The sequence below is a fragment of the Campylobacter concisus genome (assembly GCF_003048905.1).
GTDB lineage: Bacteria > Campylobacterota > Campylobacteria > Campylobacterales > Campylobacteraceae > Campylobacter_A > Campylobacter_A concisus_V.
Genome location: NZ_PIRO01000001.1, coordinates 124,429 through 147,872, shown reverse-complemented (window position 1 = coordinate 147,872; position 23,444 = coordinate 124,429). Strand labels below are relative to the sequence as shown.

25 protein-coding genes are annotated in these 23,444 nt (G+C 36.6%); 19 read left to right on the top strand and 6 right to left on the bottom strand.

Translation table 11 applies throughout. From position 1 onward, the window contains the following. Window positions 1-23: 23 nt before the first annotated feature. Complete coding sequence (gene rho, locus CVS95_RS00685) at window positions 24-1,364, bottom strand: transcription termination factor Rho (RefSeq protein WP_107695216.1); 1,341 nt, start codon at window positions 1,362-1,364, stop codon at window positions 24-26. 289 nt (window positions 1,365-1,653) lie between these two features. Here rho and CVS95_RS00680 point away from each other — a divergent pair, with 289 nt between their 5' ends. Further along, complete coding sequence (locus CVS95_RS00680) at window positions 1,654-4,035, top strand: heavy metal translocating P-type ATPase (protein ID WP_107695215.1); 2,382 nt, start codon at window positions 1,654-1,656, stop codon at window positions 4,033-4,035. Further along, window positions 4,035-4,265: a cbb3-type cytochrome oxidase assembly protein CcoS gene (gene ccoS, locus CVS95_RS00675; RefSeq protein WP_054196567.1), complete on the top strand. Its 231-nt coding sequence runs from the start codon at window positions 4,035-4,037 to the stop codon at window positions 4,263-4,265. Before CVS95_RS00680 ends, ccoS begins: the two co-directional genes overlap by 1 nt. Here the strand turns inward: ccoS and CVS95_RS00670 are convergent. The 3 genes from CVS95_RS00670 to CVS95_RS00660 all read right to left on the bottom strand — a co-directional run bounded on the left by CVS95_RS00670 (window position 4,262) and on the right by CVS95_RS00660 (window position 8,512). Further along, the gene (locus tag CVS95_RS00670; RefSeq protein WP_107695214.1) at window positions 4,262-5,899 is read right to left on the bottom strand and encodes a DNA polymerase III subunit gamma/tau; all 1,638 of its coding nucleotides are present in this window, start codon (window positions 5,897-5,899) and stop codon (window positions 4,262-4,264) included. The two genes, ccoS and CVS95_RS00670, sit on opposite strands and share 4 nt — an antisense overlap. Before the next feature lie 314 nt (window positions 5,900-6,213). Next, window positions 6,214-7,644 carry a type I glutamate--ammonia ligase gene (gene glnA / locus CVS95_RS00665; protein WP_107695213.1) on the bottom strand — a complete coding sequence of 477 codons (1,431 nt, stop codon included), beginning with the start codon at window positions 7,642-7,644 and terminating at the stop codon, window positions 6,214-6,216. Between the two features lie 88 nt (window positions 7,645-7,732). Beyond that, on the bottom strand, window positions 7,733-8,512 hold the full coding sequence (locus CVS95_RS00660; protein WP_107695212.1) for a histidinol-phosphatase: 780 nt from the start codon (window positions 8,510-8,512) through the stop codon (window positions 7,733-7,735). A gap of 135 nt (window positions 8,513-8,647) precedes the next feature. Here CVS95_RS00660 and CVS95_RS00655 point away from each other — a divergent pair, with 135 nt between their 5' ends. From CVS95_RS00655 to rplS, 17 genes are all read left to right on the top strand, one after another. Further along, window positions 8,648-9,406 (top strand): chemotaxis protein, encoded by a 759-nt coding sequence (locus CVS95_RS00655; protein ID WP_107695211.1) that lies wholly within the window; start codon window positions 8,648-8,650, stop codon window positions 9,404-9,406. Then, window positions 9,406-10,665, top strand: coding sequence for a peptidase U32 family protein (locus tag CVS95_RS00650; RefSeq protein WP_107695210.1), 1,260 nt, complete (start codon window positions 9,406-9,408; stop codon window positions 10,663-10,665). Before CVS95_RS00655 ends, CVS95_RS00650 begins: the two co-directional genes overlap by 1 nt. Further along, the gene (gene purE, locus CVS95_RS00645; protein ID WP_107695209.1) at window positions 10,662-11,156 is read left to right on the top strand and encodes a 5-(carboxyamino)imidazole ribonucleotide mutase; all 495 of its coding nucleotides are present in this window, start codon (window positions 10,662-10,664) and stop codon (window positions 11,154-11,156) included. The genes CVS95_RS00650 and purE overlap by 4 nt, the downstream gene beginning before the upstream one ends. 12 nt (window positions 11,157-11,168) lie before the next feature. Further along, window positions 11,169-11,642, top strand: coding sequence for a DUF3972 domain-containing protein (locus tag CVS95_RS00640; RefSeq protein WP_084041391.1), 474 nt, complete (start codon window positions 11,169-11,171; stop codon window positions 11,640-11,642). Window positions 11,643-11,645: 3 nt separating this feature from the next. Beyond that, window positions 11,646-12,065, top strand: a complete 420-nt coding sequence (locus tag CVS95_RS00635) for a GyrI-like domain-containing protein (protein ID WP_107695208.1) — start codon at window positions 11,646-11,648, stop codon at window positions 12,063-12,065. A gap of 6 nt (window positions 12,066-12,071) precedes the next feature. Further along, window positions 12,072-13,610, top strand: coding sequence for an AbgT family transporter (locus CVS95_RS00630; protein ID WP_107695207.1), 1,539 nt, complete (start codon window positions 12,072-12,074; stop codon window positions 13,608-13,610). A gap of 18 nt (window positions 13,611-13,628) precedes the next feature. Beyond that, complete coding sequence (glyQ, locus tag CVS95_RS00625) at window positions 13,629-14,489, top strand: glycine--tRNA ligase subunit alpha (protein WP_107695206.1); 861 nt, start codon at window positions 13,629-13,631, stop codon at window positions 14,487-14,489. Between the two features lie 6 nt (window positions 14,490-14,495). Further along, on the top strand, window positions 14,496-15,218 hold the full coding sequence (locus CVS95_RS00620) for a Nif3-like dinuclear metal center hexameric protein (protein WP_107695205.1): 723 nt from the start codon (window positions 14,496-14,498) through the stop codon (window positions 15,216-15,218). A gap of 17 nt (window positions 15,219-15,235) precedes the next feature. Next, window positions 15,236-15,943 (top strand): zinc ribbon domain-containing protein, encoded by a 708-nt coding sequence (locus CVS95_RS00615; protein WP_107695204.1) that lies wholly within the window; start codon window positions 15,236-15,238, stop codon window positions 15,941-15,943. 8 nt (window positions 15,944-15,951) lie between these two features. Beyond that, window positions 15,952-17,088, top strand: coding sequence for a lipid IV(A) 3-deoxy-D-manno-octulosonic acid transferase (gene waaA / locus CVS95_RS00610; protein WP_107695917.1), 1,137 nt, complete (start codon window positions 15,952-15,954; stop codon window positions 17,086-17,088). After that, on the top strand, window positions 17,085-17,843 hold the full coding sequence (locus tag CVS95_RS00605; protein ID WP_107695203.1) for an RluA family pseudouridine synthase: 759 nt from the start codon (window positions 17,085-17,087) through the stop codon (window positions 17,841-17,843). Before waaA ends, CVS95_RS00605 begins: the two co-directional genes overlap by 4 nt. A gap of 62 nt (window positions 17,844-17,905) precedes the next feature. Next, window positions 17,906-19,246, top strand: coding sequence for a signal recognition particle protein (gene ffh / locus CVS95_RS00600; protein ID WP_107695202.1), 1,341 nt, complete (start codon window positions 17,906-17,908; stop codon window positions 19,244-19,246). A gap of 72 nt (window positions 19,247-19,318) precedes the next feature. Continuing rightward, the gene (gene rpsP, locus CVS95_RS00595) at window positions 19,319-19,546 is read left to right on the top strand and encodes a 30S ribosomal protein S16 (protein WP_009293992.1); all 228 of its coding nucleotides are present in this window, start codon (window positions 19,319-19,321) and stop codon (window positions 19,544-19,546) included. Continuing rightward, window positions 19,546-19,788 (top strand): KH domain-containing protein, encoded by a 243-nt coding sequence (locus CVS95_RS00590; RefSeq protein ID WP_107695201.1) that lies wholly within the window; start codon window positions 19,546-19,548, stop codon window positions 19,786-19,788. Before rpsP ends, CVS95_RS00590 begins: the two co-directional genes overlap by 1 nt. Next, the gene (rimM, locus tag CVS95_RS00585; protein ID WP_084041381.1) at window positions 19,781-20,311 is read left to right on the top strand and encodes a ribosome maturation factor RimM; all 531 of its coding nucleotides are present in this window, start codon (window positions 19,781-19,783) and stop codon (window positions 20,309-20,311) included. The genes CVS95_RS00590 and rimM overlap by 8 nt, the downstream gene beginning before the upstream one ends. After that, complete coding sequence (gene trmD, locus CVS95_RS00580; RefSeq protein WP_107695200.1) at window positions 20,308-21,000, top strand: tRNA (guanosine(37)-N1)-methyltransferase TrmD; 693 nt, start codon at window positions 20,308-20,310, stop codon at window positions 20,998-21,000. Before rimM ends, trmD begins: the two co-directional genes overlap by 4 nt. 8 nt (window positions 21,001-21,008) lie before the next feature. Beyond that, the gene (rplS, locus tag CVS95_RS00575) at window positions 21,009-21,365 is read left to right on the top strand and encodes a 50S ribosomal protein L19 (RefSeq protein WP_021090978.1); all 357 of its coding nucleotides are present in this window, start codon (window positions 21,009-21,011) and stop codon (window positions 21,363-21,365) included. Between the two features lie 201 nt (window positions 21,366-21,566). On the opposite strand, the gene CVS95_RS00570 is transcribed toward rplS, so the two are convergent. Next, window positions 21,567-22,265: a CorA family divalent cation transporter gene (locus CVS95_RS00570; protein WP_107695199.1), complete on the bottom strand. Its 699-nt coding sequence runs from the start codon at window positions 22,263-22,265 to the stop codon at window positions 21,567-21,569. Continuing rightward, window positions 22,255-23,385, bottom strand: a complete 1,131-nt coding sequence (tgt, locus tag CVS95_RS00565; RefSeq protein ID WP_107695198.1) for a tRNA guanosine(34) transglycosylase Tgt — start codon at window positions 23,383-23,385, stop codon at window positions 22,255-22,257. The genes CVS95_RS00570 and tgt overlap by 11 nt, the downstream gene beginning before the upstream one ends. Window positions 23,386-23,444 lie beyond the last annotated feature (59 nt).

Sequence of the window (23,444 nt, the reverse complement as noted above, 5' to 3'; positions counted from 1 at the left end):
AACTGCTTCAAGCTCAGTTAAATTTACTCGTTTAGGATAGAGAGAAGCTCTTTATTGTCTTTTGTTTTTAACATTTTTGCATACAAGAATTTAAGCGCTTCGACGTCATCCATTGTCGCGATTGCAGAGCGAATAGCCCAAATTTTTTGAAGCTCATCAGGCTTTTGAAGTAGCTCTTCTTTTCTAGTGCCTGATTTTAGCACGTTGATAGCTGGGTAAATTCTGCGGTCTGAGATATTGCGGTCAAGCACGATCTCGCTGTTTCCAGTGCCTTTAAACTCTTCAAATATAACTTCGTCCATACGTGAACCAGTGTCTATTAGAGCAGTTGCGATGATGGTTAATGAGCCCCCATGCTCGATGTTTCTAGCTGCACCAAAAAAGCGTTTTGGTTTGTGAAGTGCGTTTGCGTCCACGCCGCCTGTTAGTACCTTGCCGCTTGGCGGGGTTACTGTGTTGTAGGCGCGTGCTAGACGGGTTATGCTATCAAGCAAGATGATGACGTCTTTGCCCATCTCAACTAGACGTTTTGCCTTTTCGATGACTAGCTCTGCTACGCGGACGTGATTAAGTGCTGGCAGGTCAAATGTCGAGCTAAATACCTCACCTTTTACGCAGCGCTGCATGTCTGTAACTTCTTCTGGTCTCTCATCTACTAGAAGCACCATGAGCTGGGCTTCTGGGTGATTTTTAGCGATGCCGTGAGCTAGCTCTTTCATAAGCTCAGTTTTACCGCTTCTTGGAGGTGCGACAATGAGGCCACGCTGACCTTTACCGATAGGCGTGAAAAGGTCAAGCACACGGCCCGTTAGCTTCATCGGATCATACTCTAAATTTAGCTTTTCGGTTGGAAATAGTGGGGTTAAGTTGTCAAATAACGGCCTCTCTTTTGCGTCTGCTAGAGGCATGTAATTTACCGCTTCGATCTTTAAAAGGGCGTAGTATTTTTCCTGATCTTTTGGCTCTCTTACTTGGCCGGTGATGATGTCGCCTACACGAAGTGTAAATTTGCGGATTTGAGAGTTTGAAACGTAGGCGTCGTTTGAGCTGTCGCTTAAATTTGCATCAACGGCTCTTAAAAAGCCGTAGCCCTCGTTTGTGATTTCTAAAATTCCAGTAAATAGTATAAAGCCACCTTGTTTTGTCTGGGTTTTTAGTATCTCAAATATCAAATCCTGCCTACGAAATTCGCGTGGATTTTCGACACCAACGCTATTTGCAATCTGTACTAGCTCATCTAAACTAAGCGTTCTTAGCTCTTCGATCTTGTGTCCATCTACTGGTATGTGTGTTCTTGATACTTGATGTTTTTTTGTAGTTTTTGTGTTTTGAGAAGCACTTTGCTCGGTTTGGTTATTTTCCATATTTCCTCTTTAAATGCGGGGATAATTTTGCAGAATTTCTAAGTTTCAAAAAGAAGTTTTTGAAAGTTTTGGCATTTTATAAAAATAAAACTTTGTTGTCAAGAAATGGCATAAAATAAAATTTTTGCTCAAAAATGGTTGATTTGCTATAATCTCGCCATTTTATAACGATAACAAAAGAAGAAATTTGTGCCTATTTTTGCAGTTTGCCTACCATAAATTTATATGGTGTGTAATAGGCATGTGATGCAATAATATTGGTAAAAATTTTAGATAAAAGAAAGTAAAAATGCCACAAAGTAGATGTACTCATTGTAGATTAAAATTTGATGAAAGCGTGATGATCTCAAATGAAAGCGGACTTAAATTTTGCTGTGTTGGTTGCAAAGGCGTTTATGAAATTTTAAATGAAAATGGGCTTAGCGAGTTTTATGAACGTCTTGGCAAAAATACACTTACACCGGCAAGCAACGGTGCAAATATCAAAAATTTAGCAGCAAATTTTAGCGAGCTTGTGACAAAAGAGGGCGACTTTAGTCAAATTTCATTTTTAATCGATGGCATCACTTGCTCAGCTTGCATCTGGCTACTTGAAAAGGCACTTTTTAGCTTGCCTGGCGTCTTGGAGGTAAATATCAACTCGCTTAATCAAAAAGCGGTCATTATTTTTGATGAGCAGGAGCTTTTAATAGAGCAGATAATTGAAAAAATTTATGCCGTTGGCTATATTCCAAAGCCCTATGCTACAAGTCAAAAAGAGGATGAACTAGCTAAGAAAAGAAGAAATTTTTACACAAAAGCACTAGTTGGTATCTTTGCTACGATGAACATTATGTGGCTAGCCATTGCTCAGTATAGTGGATATTTTAGTGGCATAAGAGGCGATATAAAAGATATTTTAAGCTTTGCGCAGTTTGTATTAGCAACGCCTGTACTTTTTTATACTGGTAGCGAGTTTTTCAAAGGGGCAAAGATAGCCATTAAAAACGCTTCGCCAAATATGGATTTGCTCGTTATCACCGGAGCTAGCATTACCTATATTTACTCCATTTTTGCGATGTTTACAAGAAGCGGGGAGAGCTATTTTGACTCGGTCGCGATGATCATAACCTTTGTCTTTATCGGTAAATTTTTAGAAATTTTGGGTAAGAAAAAGGCGCTTGAGACCTCAAATTTCTTAAGCGATATGTTGCTTGCAAAAGTGTGCGTTTTGGAGGATGGCAAGGACATTTTAAAAGAGCCAAAGGATGTAAATTTAGGCGAAAAGATCGTGCTAAGATCTGGCGAGAGGGCGCTACTTGATGGAGTAGTGCTTAGTGGCGAGGCAAGCGTGGATAGCTCAAGTCTAACTGGAGAGAGCCTGCCTGTGACCTTGGGAGTGGGGCAAGAGGTGAAAAGTGGCATCATTTGCCAAAATGGACAAATCATCTATGAAGCAAAGGAAATTTTTAAAAATTCTTATCTAAATCAGCTTATAAATTTGCTCCAAAATGCAGAGCTAAAAAAACCAAATATCGAGCTAGTAGTCAATAAAATCGCTTCTAAATTTTCTCTTAGCGTGCTAACTTTGGCATTTTTTACATTTTGGTTTTGGTACTTTAAATTTGGCTTTTCAGAAGCTATTGTCACGGCTGTTAGCGTCATCGTGATCGCTTGCCCTTGTGCGCTTGCACTTGCCACGCCAGTTAGCAGTGTTTGCGCTCTTGGTGTGGCTTTTAAAAATAGAGTGCTTTTTAAAGAGGCTAAATTTTTTGAGAGCCTTGCAAAGTGCGATGTAGCGGTCTTTGATAAGACTGGCACGCTCACAAAGGCGGAATTTGAAGTTAGTGATTTTTTCATAAAAGAGAGCATAAGCTTAGATGAAATTTATTCGCTAGCTCTTATATCAAATCATCAAATAAGCGTGGCAGTGGCTAAATTTCTAAAGCAAAAAGGCGCAAGAAAATTAGAGCTTAAAAATACAAATTTAAGCGTGGCAAAGGGTGTTGAGGCTGAAATTTCGGGTAAAAAATTTTATGCAGGAAGCAAGCGATTTTTAGTTGAAAATGGTATTAGCTTTGATGAAGCTGAAGAAAATGTGAGCTTTTTTGTGGGGCTTAATGGTGAGTTAGTGGCGAAATTTTACCTAAAAGATAGTGTAAAGCCCGAGGCAAAGGCCTTGATAGACGAGCTAAAGAGCTCTGGCATGAAAGTGTGTATCTTAAGTGGCGACGTGCAAAAAGTGGTAAAAAACGTGGCAGATGAGCTTGGCGTGAGTGAGTTTAGAGCAGAGATGTTGCCTGAAACGAAAGCTAAATTTATAAGCGAACTAAAAGAGCAGGGCAAAAAGGTGCTAATGGTAGGAGACGGCATAAACGACGCAGCAGCGCTTAGCCTTGCTCATGTTGCCATTTGTATGGGAAGTGGGGCGGCAATAAGCTTAGAAAGAAGCGATGTAGTGCTACTTGATGATAGTTTAAAAAGTCTAGCAAAGGCCATAAAAATCTCAAAATTTACTTACAAAACGATAAAGCAAAATTTGCTCTTTTGTCTTCTTTATAATGTTCTTGCTCTGCCATTTGCCGTGTGTGGCTATGTCATTCCGCTATTTGCTGCGCTTTTTATGTCGCTTAGCTCGCTAATTGTTATCTTAAACTCGCTTTATATTGTTAGAAAATTTAAGGAAAAATAATGGATAGCGCGACACTTGCGATGTTGGTTTTTATCTCAGTTTTGATGGGAGCATTTTTGCTTTTTGGCGTGCTTTGGGGGATAAAAAATAAACAATTTGAGGACTACCGAAAATTTTTAGACGGAGCAAATTTGGACGATGAAGAGGCACTAAATGAAGCTTATGAGTTAGAGCTTCGCAAAAAAGAAGCTCTCAAAAAAAGAGCAAAATCTAATAAAGATAAAATTTAGCTCTCAATCGTTGGCTCGCCAAAAAGTCTATTGGCCTCTTTTAGAACCCCTTGTTCTCTTTGTCTTTGAAGCTCTTCTGGCGTTTTTGGCTCTTTATTTAGCATCAAAGCAAAGTTATTTTTTTCGTTTTGTAGCTCGCTTTTTATCTCGGTTTTTGGCTCATTTTTAGTTTCAATGTTATTTGCATTTAGTCTTAAAATTTCCTCATCAAGCTCGTCTAGTTCGCTTTTTTCATTATTTTCTAAAGAGGCTTTAGGCGTCTTAGTTTGTGCTTTTTGCTCATCACTCTTTGCATTTACTATTTTCGCATTTTGTCCAAAAAGCGTACGCAATATCTCATTTAAAATTTTCCAATTTTTCTTAAAATATTTAAGATTTTCATCTTTTGCATTTACTATCAGTCCAAGCTCATTGTTATTAAAAAAGCTAAATTCTACAAATTCTTTAAAAAACTCGCCAAGATCATAATTTCTATCATAAATTTTTGTTAAAAAGAGTTCATATGGACCTTGCATTTTAGCAGGAGCTGCTTGGCTTTTTTGAGTGATGACTTCTGTGATTTGAGTGGAATTTTCGCTATTTTTTGAGATCACTTCATTTATAGCGTCATCGATATCTTGTAAATTTAGTGCTTCTATCATCATAAAAAGCATTAGCATTAGTACAAAGCCATTGTCGCTACTTACATTTAGCATACCTTTAGCTTGTGCCAAAATCCTAAAAAATCTTTCATAAACAAGTAGAGAAATTTTTGAGTCGTTTTCTATAAATTTTTGCTTTAAATTTGCCAAAATTTCATCTATTATCATCTCTGGATCATAGCTTTCAAGTTCGCTTACGAGCACTCTAATGGCATTCTTATCGTGATTTAAAACATGAGTTATTATCTCTTCGATCTTTTCTGGATCAAGAAGTCCTAACATTGATGCTACGCCATTTGCCGTGACATTATTTGCCCCGTAAATGATAGCTTGATCAAGAAGTGTCAAAGTATCTCTTAGCGATCCACCGCCACTTCTTGCTAAAATTTCAAGTGCCTCTTTTTCGTAGCTAATACCTTCTTTGCTTAAAATAAACTCAAGATGTTTAATGATGCTGTATCTGCTTATTTGCTTAAACCTAAAATGCTGCGTTCTTGAAAGCACCGTTGTTGGGAGTTTTAATGGATCAGTCGTCGCTAGGATAAATTTTACATAGCTTGGTGGCTCTTCAAGCGTTTTTAAAAGAGCATTAAATGCCTCTTTGGTTAGCATATGCACTTCATCGATGATAAAAATTTTATATCTTGCCATTGCTGGAGCATATTTTGTTTGTTCTATTAGCTCTCTTATATCATCTATCTTTCTGTGGCTAGCAGCGTCCATTTCGATGATGTCCATATGCCTTGACTCATTTGCCATTATGCATTGTGGGCATACTTCACATGGTTTTGAAGTAGGTCCTTTTTCGCATACTAAAGCTTTTGAAAATATCCTAGCACTTGAAGTTTTACCACTGCCTCTAAGCCCAGAAAATAGATATGCGTGGCTTATACGACCCTCGTCAAGTGCGTGTATAAGACTTTTACTAACTGCTTCTTGACCGATAAGTTCATCAAAATTTTTAGGGCGATATTTTAAAGCTAGTGCTTGCAATGCGGTATCCTTTTTATAAAGTTCAAGGATTTTATAAAAAAAGGCATAAATTTATGATTATTTATATATTTAATTGGCTTTAAATTTTTTATTTTAGTTTAATGAAGGCGGATAAATTTTTATATGTTTGCATAAAATTCCTAGTGTATTTGCAAAAAAATAAAAAATATCCCTTTTTATAACGATCCATAGCCGACTAGATTTAAAATTTATAATAAAAATACATAAAATTTTATGTTAAATATTTTGTATTTTTGTATGAATTGTGCTTGGTATAAAAAGCCTTGGCATATGCGCCAAGGCAAAATTTTAGATTAGCAAGAGAAGCAAGTTTTAAACTCATAAGCGGTTGGGCGCGCTTCGTAAGGCCAAACTTGAGTTTCAAATTTAAAATGCTGATAGGTATCTATGAAAAGATCGCTCATTATGGGTTTTAGATATTCGTTGTCGCGTATTAGCGCTTCAAGGCTACCACGAAGTGTGTGTGGAAGCTGTTCTATGCCACGCTCTCTGATCTCATCAAGATGAAGTTTAAATAAATTTTCATCCATCGGACCAACTGGCTCATATTTGTGCTTAACGCCGTCAAGTCCTGCCATTAGCATCGCTGAAAAGGCCAGATAAGGGTTTGCTGTGCTATCTGGAAATCTCATCTCAGCTCTAACTGACTTCTCGCCAGCGCCGTAAGGTATGCGGATACTTGCTGAACGGTTTTGGCTAGAGTATGTTAGGATAGACGGTGCCTCAAAGCCAGGGATTAGGCGTTTATAGCTATTTGTGCTTGGGTTAGTAAAGGCGGCAACGCTTCTTGCGTGCTTTAAAACGCCACCGATGTAGTATCTTGCAAAATCACTTAAATTTGCGTAGTTGCCCTCTTTATAGAATAAATTTTTACCATCTTTCCAGACTGATTGATGCACGTGCATGCCGCTTCCGTTGTCGCCATAAAGTGGTTTTGGCATAAATGTAACTGTCTTGCCATTTAGGTGAGCGACCATACGAACAACATATTTGTAGATTTGAACATTATCGGCAGCTTCGACTAAGTTACCAAATTTTACGCCGATCTCACCTTGTCCTTGAGCGACTTCGTGGTGTCCTAAAAAGACTTCAAGGCCAACTTGCTCTAAAACCTGCATCATCTCGGCTCTTAGATCTACCATGCTGTCGATTGGCTGAGTCATCAAATAGCCGCCTTTTCTGCGTGGGCGGTGACCTGTGTTGTAGCTATCTTTGAAGTCAGTAGCATCGTTCCACTCGCCTTCCTCGCTATCTACTTGATACATCGCGCAGTTTGGGCTATCGATGATTTTGACGTTGTCAAAGACAAAAAATTCATTCTCAGGGCCAAAATATGCCTCGTCACCAAGACCGCTATCTTTTACGTACTGCATTGCTCTTTTGGCTATTGAGCGAGGGCATTTTTCATAAATTTGACCTTTGTAAATGTCGTAAATATCGCAAAAAACAACAACTGTAATATCAGAAGTAAATGGGTCTAAAAATGCAGTTGTAGCTTCTGGCTTCATTATCATGTCGCTCTTATCGATTGGTTGCCAGCCATGCATAGAGCTAGCGTCCATTGGGATGCCATTTATAAAATTTTCTTTCGTAACAGCTTTTATATTGTAGCTAATGCTATGCCAAGCACCACCTAAATCAGTAAATCTAAAATCTACAAATTTGACTTCATTTTCTTTACAAAAATCAAAAAAATGATCTATATTTTGGACGAATTTTCCCACTTTTTTCTCCTTTTAATTTTTAAATTTTTCGTATTCTATCATAAAACCTAATATTTAAGATTAAATTTATATTTTATTTGAACCCAATCTAAAATTTTACTAATTCTCTATCTCTATTTTTAAAAATAGCACATTTTGAATAACCTAAATCTCTAGCTATTTGCTCGCAAATTTCACCATTTTTACCGATATCTTCTTTTGTGTGAGCGTCTGAGCCAAAGGTGATGGTTATATCTTTTTCGGCTATTAGTTCAAGTAAATTTACGCTTGGATATTGCTCGCCGATAGGCTTTCTAAAGCCAGCAGCATTTATCTCAACAACTAAATTTGCTTCTTTTATAGCATTTATCGCATCGTGTGCTAAAATTCTAATATCTTTTTTGGGTAAAAATTTAAAAATTTTAAGTAGATCAATATGCCCCATTATGTCAAATTTGCCAAGCTTAGCCGATCTTTCTACATGATCAAAATACTCTTGCCAAATTTGATCCAAGTCTTTGCCCTCGTAGCCACCGATAAATTCTGGATTGTCAAATGCCCAGCCATTAAAAAAATGCACAGAGCCTATCAGATAATCAACCTTTCTAGCAAAAACTCGCTCATCCATAAATCCATCTAAAAAATCCATCTCATAGCCAAGTAAAATTTCTATCTCACCGCTAAATTCATCTCTTAAATGTAAAATTTTGTCTTCATATCCTCGCATTTCATCAAAGCTCATTCTGTAAGCTTCATCATAGTTCATCGGTGCGTGATCACTAAAACCAAAGTATTTTGTGCCAGCTTTTATTGCGTTTTGTACATACTCTCTTGGCTCGCCAACTGCGTGCTTGCAAAGTGGCGTGTGGTTGTGAAGATCGACAGTCATTTTTAGCCTTTTAAGGTCGTTTATTTTTAAAAATGCTATCTAAAAATTTATAAATTTAAAGATAAAAATATTGCCTTTAAACTTACTTTTTATTTAAATCCTATATAATCAAGCCAAATTTTATTAGGAGCTTTTATGACCCAAGAGGAACTTGACGCACTTATGGCAGGTGGGCTAGATGATGAGTTAGATAGTGCTAAAGAAGATGCTGGCCAAGAGGTCGCGGACGTCAAAGAGGATACGGACGAGGTAACAGAAGTTGCAGAAGCAATTGATACTAAAGATGAGCCACAGTCAAAATCAGAAAGTAATTCAAAGAATGCAGAAAATTATAGAGTGAGTGCAGATGGCGTTTGGCCACCACCACCACCAACAGAAGATCACAAAATGGTTCATCAGCTTGATGACGTAACAAGAGATAGCGAAGAAAAAGCTACTCAGATGTTTGATAAGCTTGAGACGATAAATAACTTTTTTATGGACGCTGAGAGTGACTCAAATAGCCTAAAAGACACAATAAACTCAAACATTGAGCTATTTAAGACGCTAAGCGAGAAATTTCCAAATATCGCTGCATTCAGTGAGGCTTTGGAGAAAAACAACTCACTTCTTGGTACAATCGATAATATCATCGGAAATTTACAAATGGGACAAGATGAGATCATGATGGCTATGGACATGATGCAGTATCAAGACATCCATAGGCAAAAGATCGAGCGTGTTATCAACGTTATGAGAGCGCTAAGTAAATATATGAATACCTTATTTGAAGGTAAAATTGATGATGATAAGCGTGTTAGCTCCGCTGTTCACATCGCTGGTGATACAACGACTGAAAATCTTGTCAGCAACGACGATATCGAAGCCTTGATAGAAAGTTTGGGTAAAAAATAGTGCTAAAAAGGCCTGAGCTTTTATCTCCAGCTGGAAATTTAACAAAACTTAAAATAGCCCTTGAGTATGGAGCCGACGCTGTTTATGGCTCGGTGGCTAGCTTTTCACTAAGGACTAGATCGGCTAGGGAGTTTAACCTTGAAACATTCAAAGAGGCGATAGACTACACGCATGCAAAGGGAAAGAAATTTTATGCTACCATAAATGCCTTTCCTTTTAACTCTCAGATCGAGCCACTAAAAAGGCACTTGCAGACTATCTCGGCGATGAAGCCAGATGCCTTTATCATCGCAACTCCAGGCGTTATGAGTCTAGCAAAAGCCATTGCTCCTGATATTGAGATACATCTCTCAACTCAGGCAAATGTCATGAATGTGCTTGATGCAAAAATTTATCATGATATGGGCGCAAAACGAATAGTTGTCGCTCGCGAGATGAACTTAAAAGATGTCATAAAGATAAAAGAAGAAATTCCAACTCTTGATATCGAAATTTTTGTACATGGTTCGATGTGCTTTGCTTACTCTGGTAGGTGCTTAGTAAGCTCAGTGCAAAGCGGGCGTATGTCAAATCGCGGCAGCTGTGCCAACGACTGCAGATTTAAATATGAACTCTATGCCAAAAACGAAGAGAGTGGTGTGCTTTTCCGCCTAGAGGAAGACGAGCACGGCACTCATATTATGAACTCAAAAGATCTTTGCCTAATATCGCACATCAAAGAGATCGTTGATAGTGGTGTAATAGATAGCCTAAAAATAGAAGGTCGCACAAAGAGCGAGTACTATGCAGCTTGCACAGCAAGAGCCTACAAAATGGCGATAGATGATGCTATGAATGATAAATTTGACGCACAAATTTATGAAAACGAGATAAATACGCTGAAAAATCGTGGCTTTACTGATGGCTACTTGGTGCATAGACCTTATGAGCGAACCGATACACAAAATCATGTTAGCAGCCTAGAAGAGGGCACACATCAGGTAAATGCAATAAGCGAAGATGGCGAGTTTTTTAAGTGCAAATATAAAATTTTTCCAGGCAATAGCTACGAGATCGTGGCTCCTACTGGATCGGTTATAGAAGATAGTGAAAATGAAATCTCAAAGATTTATTCACAAGATGGCAAGAAATTTATCAAATTTAAACAGCTCATTACCAAAAAAGGCAAGGTTATGAGTGAAATTCATAGCGGCAATGAAAACGAGATAAGTCTTGGTATTAAGCTGCCAAAATTTAGCTTTTTGAGGGAGAAAATATGAAATTTGTTTCTATTATAATGGGAAGTAAGAGTGACTATGAGATAGTTAGTGAGGCGGCAAAAACTCTTGAAAAATTTGGCGTAAAATATGAACTGATAATCAGCTCAGCCCACAGAAGTCCAAAAAGAACTAGCGAGTACGTCACAAATGCTGAGAAAAAGGGTGCAAAAGTCTTTATCGCAGCTGCTGGTATGGCGGCTCACTTGGCTGGTGCGATTGCTGCAAATACTACAAAGCCAGTGATCGGCATACCAATGGCAGGTTCGGCTCTAAGCGGCGTTGATGCACTTTACTCAACTGTGCAAATGCCAAGTGGCATGCCAGTGGCGACATTGGCTATCGGCAAGGCTGGTGCTATAAATGCGGCCTATTTGGCGGTACAAATTTTAGCTCTTGGAGATGATGGTCTGGCAAGTGCTCTAAAAGCTGACAGAGAGGCGAAGATAAAGGCTTTAGAGGAAGACTCTTCAAAGGTTGAAGTGATACTGTAAAAAGGAGAAGCGGTGCAGACCTATCTTGGCGTTGATGAATTTTGCAAACTTGTACACTTAGAGCGTGAAGTTATCGAGGATATGATAAATCGTGGCGTTTTGAAAACCAAAGAGGAAAATGGAGAAATTTTGATAGAAGCGAGCGAAGGAACGATGAGCGTGGTGCCTAGTGTTTCGCAAAATTTATCCTTGCAGCCGCAAGGCCAAGATGGCATCAGCTTTGTTGAAAAGACGATCGGAACGATATTAAATTTACATGAAAAGGTGCTTGACGCAAAGGATGAGACGCTAGAGACCTTAAGAAATGAGAATAAATTTTTAAAAGAGGCACTCATTTCGATGCAAGAGCTCTATGACGAAGATAGAAAAACGGTCGAGACGCTCACAAAACAGCTTAAAATTTCACAGGATGAAGTTGAATTTCTAAAACGAAAATACAAGCTCATGTGGAACCAAGCGGTTGAAAATTTTAACGGACAAAAGTAGTTTATGAAGATTATAAATTTAGAGGAAAGCTTTGAAATTTACGGAGTAAAAACTCGTACTAAAAATGAAGATGAGATAGGCGGTGAGGGTAAAATTACAGCTTTATGGTCTAAATTTATGAGTGAATACTATGATGGCAAGAGTGAAATTTATAGCGTTTACTGCAACTACGAAAGCGATTTTAATGGACATTACGATAACTTCATTGGCACAAGATCAAGCCACAAAAGTGATGAAATTTTAGAGATAAAAAGTGGCAAATATGCCGTTTTTAGTTTTGCAAGAGAGCCACAAAATGTTGCAAAATTTTGGGGTGAAATTTGGAGATATTTTGAAAGTAGCGAGCTAAAAAGAGCCTATGAAATAGATTTTGAGCTTTACAGCAGCGACGAGATAAAAATTTTTATATCTATTTTAGGTTAGAAAAAAATGAATAAAAAAAACAATAGTTCAATTTTGAGTTTTATCGAAAATTTTGGTAACAAATTGCCAAATCCAACTATGCTTTTTATCTATCTTTCGATTATTACGATAATAATATCGTTTGTGCTAGAAAAGATGGGCGTTGGTGTAAGCTATCAGGCTATCAAAGATGGACAAATATCACAGCTTAATGCAAATGTTATAAATTTGCTTTCTGCTGATAGTCTTAGATCTTTTGTTTTGTCTGTGCTTAAAAATTTTACTAATTTTTATCCTTTGGGAGTAGTTTTTGCGATTATTCTAGGTATTGGTATTGCAGACAAGTCTGGACTTTTATCAGCACTTATGACAAAGATTGCCTTAAAATCTTCCAAAATATGGGTAACTCCAATTGTTATTTTTCTTGGCGTAATGTCAAATGTTGCTTCCTCGGTTGGTTATGTTGTGCTAATCCCGCTCGGAGCTATTTTATTTGCTGGATTTGGTCGCCATCCAATTGCTGGACTAGCTGCTGCTTTTGCTGGTGTTAGCGGTGGCTGGTCGGCAAATTTATTAATCGGTACAAATGACCCTATGTTTGCGGCATTTTCTATGCAAGCAGCTAGCGTGTTAAATCCAGATTATGTAGTATTAGCAACTGCAAATTGGTACTTTATGATCGCTTCGACATTTTTGATCGTATTTGTTGGCTGGTTTGTAACGGATAAAATCGTAGAGCCTAGGCTTGGCAAATTTGATTTTTTGGGTGATTTTAGCCTGAAAGAGCATAGTGAGATAAGTGCAGAGCAAAAACGTGGCTTAAAATTTTCACTAATAGCGTTGATTGTTTTTGTGATTTTACTGCTTGTGGCTATTTTGCCTTCTGGCTCTTTATTTGGAGGAAAAGGCAATGAAAGCTTTATGAAATCTACTTTTATGCATTCTATTGTTGTTTTTATGATGTTACTTTTTATAGTGGTAGGCGTAGCTTACGGTGTAGGCGCCAGGAGTATAAAAAGCAGTAATAATGCCATAAAATTTATGGAGCAATCTATTTCTGAGCTATCAGGATTTTTGGTTTTGATATTTTTTGCAGCCCAGTTTACATATCTTTTTAATACCTCAAATATTGGGCTAGTGCTTTCTATAAAAGGTTCTATTTTTCTAAAAGAGGTCGGATTAACTGGACTTAGTCTTATCATAGTTTTTATTTTTTTGATCGCTTTTATAAATTTATTTATAGCTGTTGATTCTGCAAAGTGGGCTATGATGGCTCCGATTTTTGTACCAATGTTTATGAATCTTGGACTCTCGCCAGAGCTTACACAGGCTGCTTTTAGAATAGGCGACTCTACTACAAATATCATAACGCCTTTGATGCCGTTTTTTGTTTTGATAGTAGCTTTTATGCAAAAATACAATAAGGATTTAAAAATCGGATCGGTAGTTTCTATTATGCTTCCTTATACGGTTGCATTTTTAATTTCTTGGACAGCGCTAATGTCATTTTGGTACATTTTTGATCTACCGCTAGGACCTGGTGCAGTTATACACTATGTAAAGTAAAATTTTAAAAGGAAAGCAATGACATTTTCACAAATAATATTAACCCTTCAAAACTATTGGCAAGAGCAAGGTTGCGTTATACTTCAGCCATACGACATGCCAGCTGGTGCTGGTACTTATCATCAAGCGACTTTTTTAAGAAGCCTCGGACCAAAGCCGTGGGCGACGGCGTACGTAGCACCTTCTCGCCGCCCGACCGACGGTAGATACGGCGAAAACCCAAACCGCCTGGGCGCTTATTATCAGTTTCAAGTACTCATAAAACCAAGCCCAGAAAATATCCAAGAGCTTTATCTAAAAAGCCTTGAAAAGCTTGGGTTAAATTTGAAAAATCACGACATCCGCTTTGTCGAAGATAACTGGGAGAGCCCGACGCTAGGCGCTTGGGGGCTAGGCTGGGAGGTCTGGCTGGACGGTATGGAAGTGACTCAGTTTACCTATTTTCAACAAGTGGGCGGCATCGCATGCGAGCTGATCTCTGGTGAGATAACATACGGACTTGAGCGCTTGGCTATGTATTTACAAGATGTAAATAGCGTCTATGACATCGTTTGGGATGATACAAATGGAAACATCGTAACCTATGCCGACGTTCACAAACAAGGCGAGTACGAGTGGAGTAAATATAACTTTGAAGTGGCAAACGTCGATATGCTTTTTAACCAGTTTGAAAATGCATTTGGCGAGTGTAAGCGTTGCTTGGAGGCTAAAATTTCACTGCCAGCGTATGATTATTGTATGCTAGCAGCGCATACTTTTAATGTCCTTGACGCGCGTGGAGCGATCAGTGTGACGCAAAGGCAAGACTACATCCTAAAAATACGCGAGCTTGCAAAAGAGTGTGCACTAACCTACAAAGAAAGCTTGGAACAAAAGTAAAATTTGATGAAAATAGCTGAAATTTATAAAATTTTAGATGAAATTTGCCCATTTGCGAGCCAAGAGTCCTGGGACAATAGTGGCCTACAAGTTGGCTCATTTGATAGCGAATTTGAGCGAATTTATATGAGTCTTGATTTAGATAGCGAACTTTTGCAAAATGTCTTGCCAAATTCGCTTATTATCACTCACCATCCGCTCATTTTTAAGGGGCTAAAAAGCCTAGACTACAGCTTTTATCCAAGCTCACTCATAAGAGAGATGATGATAAAAAATATCTCGCTTATTTCGCTTCATACAAACGCTGACCTTGCATTTTTAAATGAAAAATTTGTGATGCAGGTTTTGGGGCTTGAAATTTCAAGCAAAGATGGCTTTTTGATCTATGCTGATGTGAAGATGAAATTTAGTGAGCTTTGCAAATTTGTAAAAGAAAAACTTGGGCTAGAAAAATTAAGAGTAGTTCATGCAAAAGATGAAATTTCTAAAATTTGTATCTGTACTGGAAGTGGCGGAGATCTCATACAAGATGTAAAAGCAGACGTCTTTTTAACGGGTGATCTAAAGTATCATCAAGCCCTTTATGCAAAGGAAAACGGGCTAAATTTAATCGATATAAATCACTATGAAAGTGAACGTTATTTTGGTGATTTTTTAGCAAAATATTTGCAAAATCTGAAAATTGAAGTTATAATACGCAATTCTAAAAATCCATTTACATATTGCTAACAAAAAAAGGAAACATTATGAATAAATACTTACAACAATTAGTTGAATTATCTGATCTTGATAAACAAATAGATGGCTTTATACCACGCATTCAAGACATAGAAAAGGCTTATAAAAATATAGAAGAAGAGTGCGAAAACATAACGGCTAATATAGAAAGACTAGATGAAGAGGTAAGTGACTTAAAATCTCAAAGATCAGGAACAAATGCTCATATAGCCGAGTTTAGTGCTAAGATAAAAGATGTAGCTAAAAAAAGCTCAAGTGCAAAAAGCGAAAAGGAGATAAAAGCTCTAAGTCTTGAAGAAGATATTGCAAAAGAGCAACTTGAGGCTGCAAATGAAGAGATTACTAGACTTGAGAAACTAATAGATAGTAAAAATAGTCAAAAAGATGAGCTTGGTGCAAAAAAAACTGAACTTGAAGAGAATTTAAAAAATATAAAAAGTAAAACTTCATCTGAGCTTGAAAATATTGGGAAAGAACGTGAAGAAGTTTATGCCAAAAAAGACAAGCTTATCGCCACTATGAATCAAAAAATTCTCGCATTTTATGAAAAAATTAGAAAATGGGCTCATAACACAGCTGTTGTTCCTGTAAAAAAACAAGCTTGTTATGGTTGCTTTATGCAGATAAATGACAAAACTTTTTCTGCTGTTATCAAGGGCGAAGATATCGTTACATGTCCGCATTGTGGCAGAATTTTATACAAACAAGAGCAATAACACATTTCGTGATAATAATATATTACTTTCTAGCCTCAATACTCTATCTCTTTGGGGCTATCTTTTTATTTTTTTTAAGTTTTAAAAAAAAGTATCATAAGTCGATTCCAGCACGTTTTTTCCTCTTTAATAATCCTAAATTTCAAGATGCAGATGTTCATTTTCACGCTTGTTCATTTGGCGAGGTGCAGGCACTTAAACCTTTGATGCAAAAATTTGACAGCAAAGCCATAAGCGTTGTGACAAATACGGGCTTTGAAGCGGCAAGCAAAATTTGCTCTAACACGAGATTTTTGCCATTTGAAATTTTCTTGCCATTTTGGTTAAAAAAGAGCAAAATTTTAGTCATTTTTGAGGCTGAGCTTTGGCTTATGCTGGTTTTCATGGCGAAGCTAAAAGGCAGTCGCGTGATCCTTATAAACGCTAGAATTTCAGATAGAAGCTACAAAAGCTACTTGAAATTTGGCTTTTTTTACAGATATCTTTTTAAATTTATAGATAAAATTTACGCCCAAAGCGAGCTTGATAAAGAGCGGCTAAAGTCGCTTGGTGCAGGTGAAATAGAGGTCGTTGGCAACATAAAAGCTGCGTTTTTACCAAGTGTGAATAAAATTTATGAAAAGCCAAAAGCTAGAGTGATCGTGCTAGCAAGCACGCATGCTGGTGAAGAAGAGATGATTTTAGATAATTTAAATTTAAAAGAAAACGATCTTTTAATCATCGCACCACGCCATCCTGAAAGGTTTGCAGAGGTTGAGAAGATAGCAATAGAGTACGCCAAAAAGTATGATTTTAGCTTTGCGAAATTTAGTCAAACGTATAAATTTGAAGCTAAAGTAAATTTGCTTGACACTTTAGGTGAGCTTGTAAATGTCTATGCTATTAGCGATATAGTCGTGCTTGGAGGCAGTTTTGTGCCAAATATCGGTGGGCATAATCCAATCGAGTGCGCACAATTTAACCCGGTAATACTAAGTGGTGAGTTTATATTTAACCAAAAGGCGTTATTTAGCCTAGTTGAAAACATCTACATCGCAAAAGCTAGCGAGATCGGCGGCATAATAGATAGTAGTGCCAAAAAGAGCAAGATCGCCGTACAGGCTAGCGCTGATGCAATCATAGAAGATATAAGGAGCACTTTATGAGTGAAGAAAAAGCGTATAAAATTTTAGCCAAACAAAAAAATATCTCAAACAATGAGGCAAAGGAGCTAATAGATAGTGGCCTTGTCTATGCTAAGGGCCAAAAGGTGATGATCGCTCGTGCACTAATGAGCGAAAACACCAAATTTAGCGTCGAAGAGATGCCAAAGCCAAGCGTTATATTTGAAGATGAAAATTTAATAGCCATAAACAAGCCTGCTGCTATAACTAGCGAAAAAATCAGTCAAATTTATAAATTTCCACTCCTTCATAGGCTCGATAAAGATACGAGTGGCGTGCTACTTCTTGTAAAAAATAATGAATTCGCAGTGCTTGCTATAAATGAGTTTAAAAAGATGAAGGTTGAGAAAATTTATGTGGCCGCAGTTAGAGGTATCATGAGCGAGGAAGTGGTCGTAAATGAGCCAATCTTAACGATAAAAAATAAAAATGGCGCTTTTTCAAAGATATCAAAAGATGGCAAAGAGGCGATCAGCGAAATTTCACCACTCATGGTTACAGGTAAAAAAACGCTTGTAAAAGTTGCCATAAAAACAGGCAGAACGCACCAGATAAGAGTGCATTTGGCTAGCTTAAATTTACCTATCGTTGGCGATGAGAAATACGGCAAGAATAGGGCAAATAGAATGTTTTTGCATGCTTATTCTATCGCTCTTTTAAACTATAAATTTAAAGCGCCGATCCAAAAAGAATTTAACTCTCTTGGATTTGAGCTATCTAATAAATTTGAAATTTAAAGAGCAATAAAGAAATTATTTAGTAATATACGCCCTTTAATAACAACTTAGAAAGGTGATTAGTGTTCGAACAAATTAGCGAGTCTTTTAGATTAGCAGTTAGCAAGATACGTTTTGTAGATGACGAAAAAGCTCTAAAAAACGCACTTGACGTGCTTAAAAAAGCTCTTTTAAAAGCCGATGTTCATCACAAAGTCACTAAAGATCTACTTGTGTCTATTGAAAGCGAACTAAAGCAAACTGGCGTTGGTCAAAAGAATTTTCTAGATGCGATCAAGTCAAATTTAACAACTATCTTAACAGCTCCAGGCAACCAAGGCTTTGTCTATGCGCCAGTTGCACCGACCATTGTTTTGATGGCTGGCTTGCAAGGTAGCGGTAAAACAACGACAACTATCAAACTTGCAAACTATCTAAAGCTAAGAAAGAAAAAAGTTTTAGTTGCAGCTTGTGACTTGCAAAGATTAGCGGCAGTTGAGCAGCTAAGACAGCTCTGCGTTGCAAATGAGATCGATCTTTTTTATATAGAAAACGAAAACAACCCTATAAAAGTAGCAAAAGAAGCACTAGAAAAAGCAAAAAGTGGTCTTTATGATGTGCTTTTAGTGGATACCGCTGGTCGTCTTGCGATCGATGAAAAGTTGATGCAAGAGATAAAAGATGTAAAAAATGCGATAAATCCACATGAAATTTTTTACGTAGCTGATGCTATGAGTGGTCAAGATGCTGTAAAAACAGCTACAAGTTTTAATGAAATTTTGGGAATTTCTGGAGTTATCCTTTCTAAATTTGATTCTGACTCGAAGGGTGGCGTAGCTATTAGTATTGCAAAACAGCTAAATATTCCACTTAGATTTATCGGTACTGGCGAGAAAGTAGCTGATATCGAGAGTTTTATACCAGACCGCATTGTAAGCCGTATAATGGGCGAGGGTGACTTGGCCACTTTGATAGAGAAAACATCGACTATTATAGATGAGAAAGAGGCAAAACGTCTAAAACAAAAGATAAAAAAAGGTCAGTTTAACTTTAATGACTTTTTAGATCAGATGGAGAGTGTTAAAAAGCTTGGCAGCATGAAGTCTTTGATGGGAATGATACCTGGTCTTTCAAATATTGCAAATCAGATAAAAGATATAGATCTTGATAATTCAAAAGAAATTTTACATATTAAGGCTATGATAAACTCTATGACGCAAAAGGAGCGTGAAAATCCTGAACTTTTAAATAATAGTAGAAAAAGACGTTTAGCGGTTGGCTCTGGACTTTCTCAGATAGAGGTAAATCGGTTTTTAAAGCAGTTTGAAAGTGCCTCAAAACTTGCTAAGAAATTTTCAGGAAAAGGTGGAGTAAAAGGACTTACAAATATGCTTTCTCAAGCAAATTTAAAAAGACCTGTTTGATAAAAGGGTTTAAATTTGGATATTTGTTATCTAAATTTAAGCTTTATTTAAAAACAAGAGGAGAAATATAATATGGCAACAGTAGTAAGACTAACAAGAATGGGACGTAAGAAAAGACCTTTTTATCGTATAGTTGTTACAGATAGCAGAAAAAGACGTGATAGTGGCTGGATAGAAAGTATTGGCTATTACAACCCTATGGTTGAGCCAAATGTTATAAATTTCAACAAAGAGAGACTAGATTACTGGAAAAGCGTTGGTGCTAAACTTAGCGATAGAGTTGCACAAATTACAAAATAATGGTTAAAAATTTTTTATACGAATACGCCAAGTTAATTGCTGATTTTCCTGATAAAGTAAGTGTTGATCGCCACGAACTTGGTGAAAATTTTGCTGAGATAATTATAAGTGCTGATAAGGTTGATACGGGAAAACTTATCGGCAAAGATGGCAAAATGATAAACGCTATAAAGACTGTTATTATTGGTTGTAAAGCCAAAGATAATACAAGCTATAGAGTAACGGTAAAAGCTATTGAATAGTGATATTGTTGAAGTCGCTACCATCGGAAGATGTGTTGGTTTAAAGGGCTATTTAAAGCTTCACAATAAGAGCGACTTCCCAGAACAGTTTAAAAAAGGTGCAACCTTTTTTGACAAAAACAATGATCAGCTGACTATAAAAGACTACAATAGACAAAAAGAACTGGTTTTGTTTGAAAATTTTGATGACTTAGATCTTGCTAAAGCGCTTGTAAATAGAACTATATACACCACAAAAGAGCTCACTAGAAAAAACTGCAAATTAAAAAAAAATGAATTTTTTCAGTTTGATATTATTGGCTTAAAAGTTATAGAAAATGGTGAAATTTTGGGTATTGTAGAAGATATCCAAGATAATTTTGCAAATTCACTTTTATACATAAAAACAGATGAAAAGCTTATTATGAGCGGCAATCCAAAGAATTTTTACATTCCATATTTAGAGCATTTTATTATAAGTGTAAATTTAGATAATGAAGAGATTTTGGTAAAAGGTGCTATATCCATTTTAGAAAATTCATGAAATTTACATTTATTACACTTTTTGAAAATTTAGTTAAACCTTATTTTTGTGATTCTATTTTAAAACGTGCGATTAGTAATAAATTTATTGAAATCGATTTTATAAATCCAAGAAATTTTACTAAAGATAAGCATAATAAAGTTGATGATTATATGATCGGAGGCGGAGCAGGGCTTTTGATGTTTCCACAGCCTTTGGATGAGTCGATCAAATTTCTAAAAGCAAAAGATAAAAATACTCACGTGATATTTTTGACGCCAGTTGGTAAAAGATTTAATCAAAATGATGCAAAGAGGCTTTCTAAAAAAGATCACATTTGTTTTGTTTGCAGTAGATATGAAGGTCTTGATGAACGAGTTGTTGAGCTTTGGGCAGATGAAGTTTTTTGTATAGGTGATTTTGTTTTAACTGGTGGAGAGCTTCCTGCGCTTTGTATGAGCGATGCAATATCAAGAAATGTACCTGGAGTTTTAGGAAACGATATGAGCCTTGAAGTTGAGAGTTTTGAGGATAATTTGCTTGAAGCCCCATCTTTTACAAAGCCTGATAATTTTAGATCAATCTTTGTGGTTTCAGAGTTTTTAAAGGGTAACCATGCTAAAATCCACACTTTAAAAAATAAGATGGCTCACTGCAAAACAAGGTTCTTTCGCCCTGATTTATATCAAAAGCTTAAGCCACATAAATAAGGAAAAACATGAGAAATAAATACATTGAAGCATTTGAAAATGCTCAAATTGCTAGTAAAAATATTCCTGACTTCCGTGCAGGAGATACATTGCGTGTTGCTACTCGTATTCACGAAGGCGATAAAACTAGAATTCAAAATTTTGAAGGTATTTGTATAGCTAGACGTGGTAGCGGTACCGGCGAAACATTTATCATTAGAAAAATTGGCGCTAATAGTGTTGGCGTTGAGAGAATTTTCCCAATTTTTAGTGACTCAATTGAAGAGATAAAAGTTCTTAGAAAAGGTCGTGTTAGAAGAGCTAAATTATTCTATCTACGTGACCTTCGTGGTAAAGCTGCTAAGATTCGCGAACTTAGAAAGTAGTCTTACTATCTGTCCTGAAGTCTATTCAGGACTTTTAATATTCTTTATTAAATTTAATTTTTTTAAATATTTTTATCATTTTAATATTAATAAAGATCTATTTATTTTTATTGTTTTTACCGCTAGGCTATAAAAATTTAAAATATATAAAAATTTCTATATAAAGTTTCAGATACCTTATATACTAAATTTATTTATTTTCTACTTCTTCTTATTTGTATACCAAAATAAAAAAATAACACAACAAAGAATTACTCCAAACATTATTGATACAACTATCATAGTAGCATTTTTAGTTTCATTAAATGGCAAGCCTTGTGTATTCATGCCAAAAAACCCAGTTATCAGATTTAGTGGTAGCATTACAGCTGATATCATTGTCAAAATGTAAATATTTTGATTGATTTTGTCATTTTTTATACTTTGTATAAATGTATAAATATCATCTATTCTGCAGGCATACTCATTGGCCATTGTTCTAAAAACATTTGCCTCATGAGTACTATTTTTAAGCTCTTTTTTTAAATTTTGTTGCTCGCTTTGACAAATCGAAAGGGTCTCATAAAAGTGAGATATCTTGTTTTGAAATTTTCTAATCTCGTATTTTAAGAAGTGGTGTCTTTTGATAAATTTGTTAAAGTTTTTTCGACTAGCGTAAATTTTTTCATACTCGTTTAGTTCTTCTTGATGCTCTAAAATTTTATTTACATATTCATTGCATAGCTTTTTAAGAGCTGTTTCAAACTCGTTTTTATCACATTCGTGATCAAAGTCTTCTTTATAAATTTTGCCATTTTTAAATAAAAATTTATAGCTTTGTTTTTGCGTGAAAGAAACAAGCAAAATATAGTCGTATTCATCGCCATAAAAATATCCACAAACTGAACTTTTATAGCTCATTTTTTACCCTTTTAGCATAAAAATTTCTCTTAAATTTAGTAAATTCGCCTCTTTCTATTGCCTCTCTCATCTCTTTCATCAAATTTAGATAGTAGTGCAGGTTGTGAAGGCTTGCTAGCCTAAAAAATGTGAGCTCTCTTGCCTTAAAAAGGTGATTTAGATAGCCTCTGGAGTAGCGTTTGCAGGTATAGCACTGACACTGCGGGTCAATTGGCGCGTGGTCGTTTATAAATTTAGCTGATTTTATATTTATCTTGCCAAAGCTAGTAAAGAGCGTGCCGTTTCTTGCGTTTCTTGTTGGCATGACGCAGTCAAACATATCAACGCCTCGCTCCACGTTTTCTACGAGATCCTCTGGCGTGCCAACGCCCATTAGATAACGCGGCCTTAGCTCATCCATAAATGGCATAACCGCCTCAACAGTGTCATACATCGCCTCGTTGCTCTCGCCAACGCTTAGTCCTCCTATTGCAAGGCCATCAAATGACAGCTCATTTAAAGCTTCGGCGCAAAATTTACGTGCCTCATAATCAGTGCCTCCTTGAACGATACCAAAGATGTTTTGCTCTAAGCCAACGCCTTTACTTTGCATAAATTTATGATAATCAATCGCCTCTTTTGCCCATTTTATCGTTCGCTTTATGCTTAGATCGATCCTCTTTGGCTCAGCAGGTAGGGCAACCAAATCATCAAGTATCATCATAATGTCGCTACCTAGATCGTATTGCGTATCAAGAACGGACTTTGGCGTAAAATAGTGCGTGCTGCCGTCGATGTGGCTTTTAAATTTTATCCCACCATCATCGTTTTTAGTGTTTGACCTAAGCGAAAATGCCTGAAATCCACCGCTATCTGTTAAAAAAGAGCGCTCAAACTTAGAAAATCCATGAAGCCCGCCAAACTCGCGCACGACCTTGCTTCCGGGGCGCAGATACATGTGGTAGGTGTTCGCTAAGATTATCTTTGCGTCTAAAATTTCACTCATATCAAAGGCGTCTAAGCTTTTAACCGCACCAACCGTGCCAACTGGCATGAAAACTGGCGTTTGTATCACGCTATGGGCAGTTGTTAGGATACCACGCCTTGCGTTTTTATCTTTTTTTATAACTTCAAATTTCATTGTTATCCCTTATTTTCTGATTTTTTATTTTAACAAAATTTATAATATAATCTAGAAAT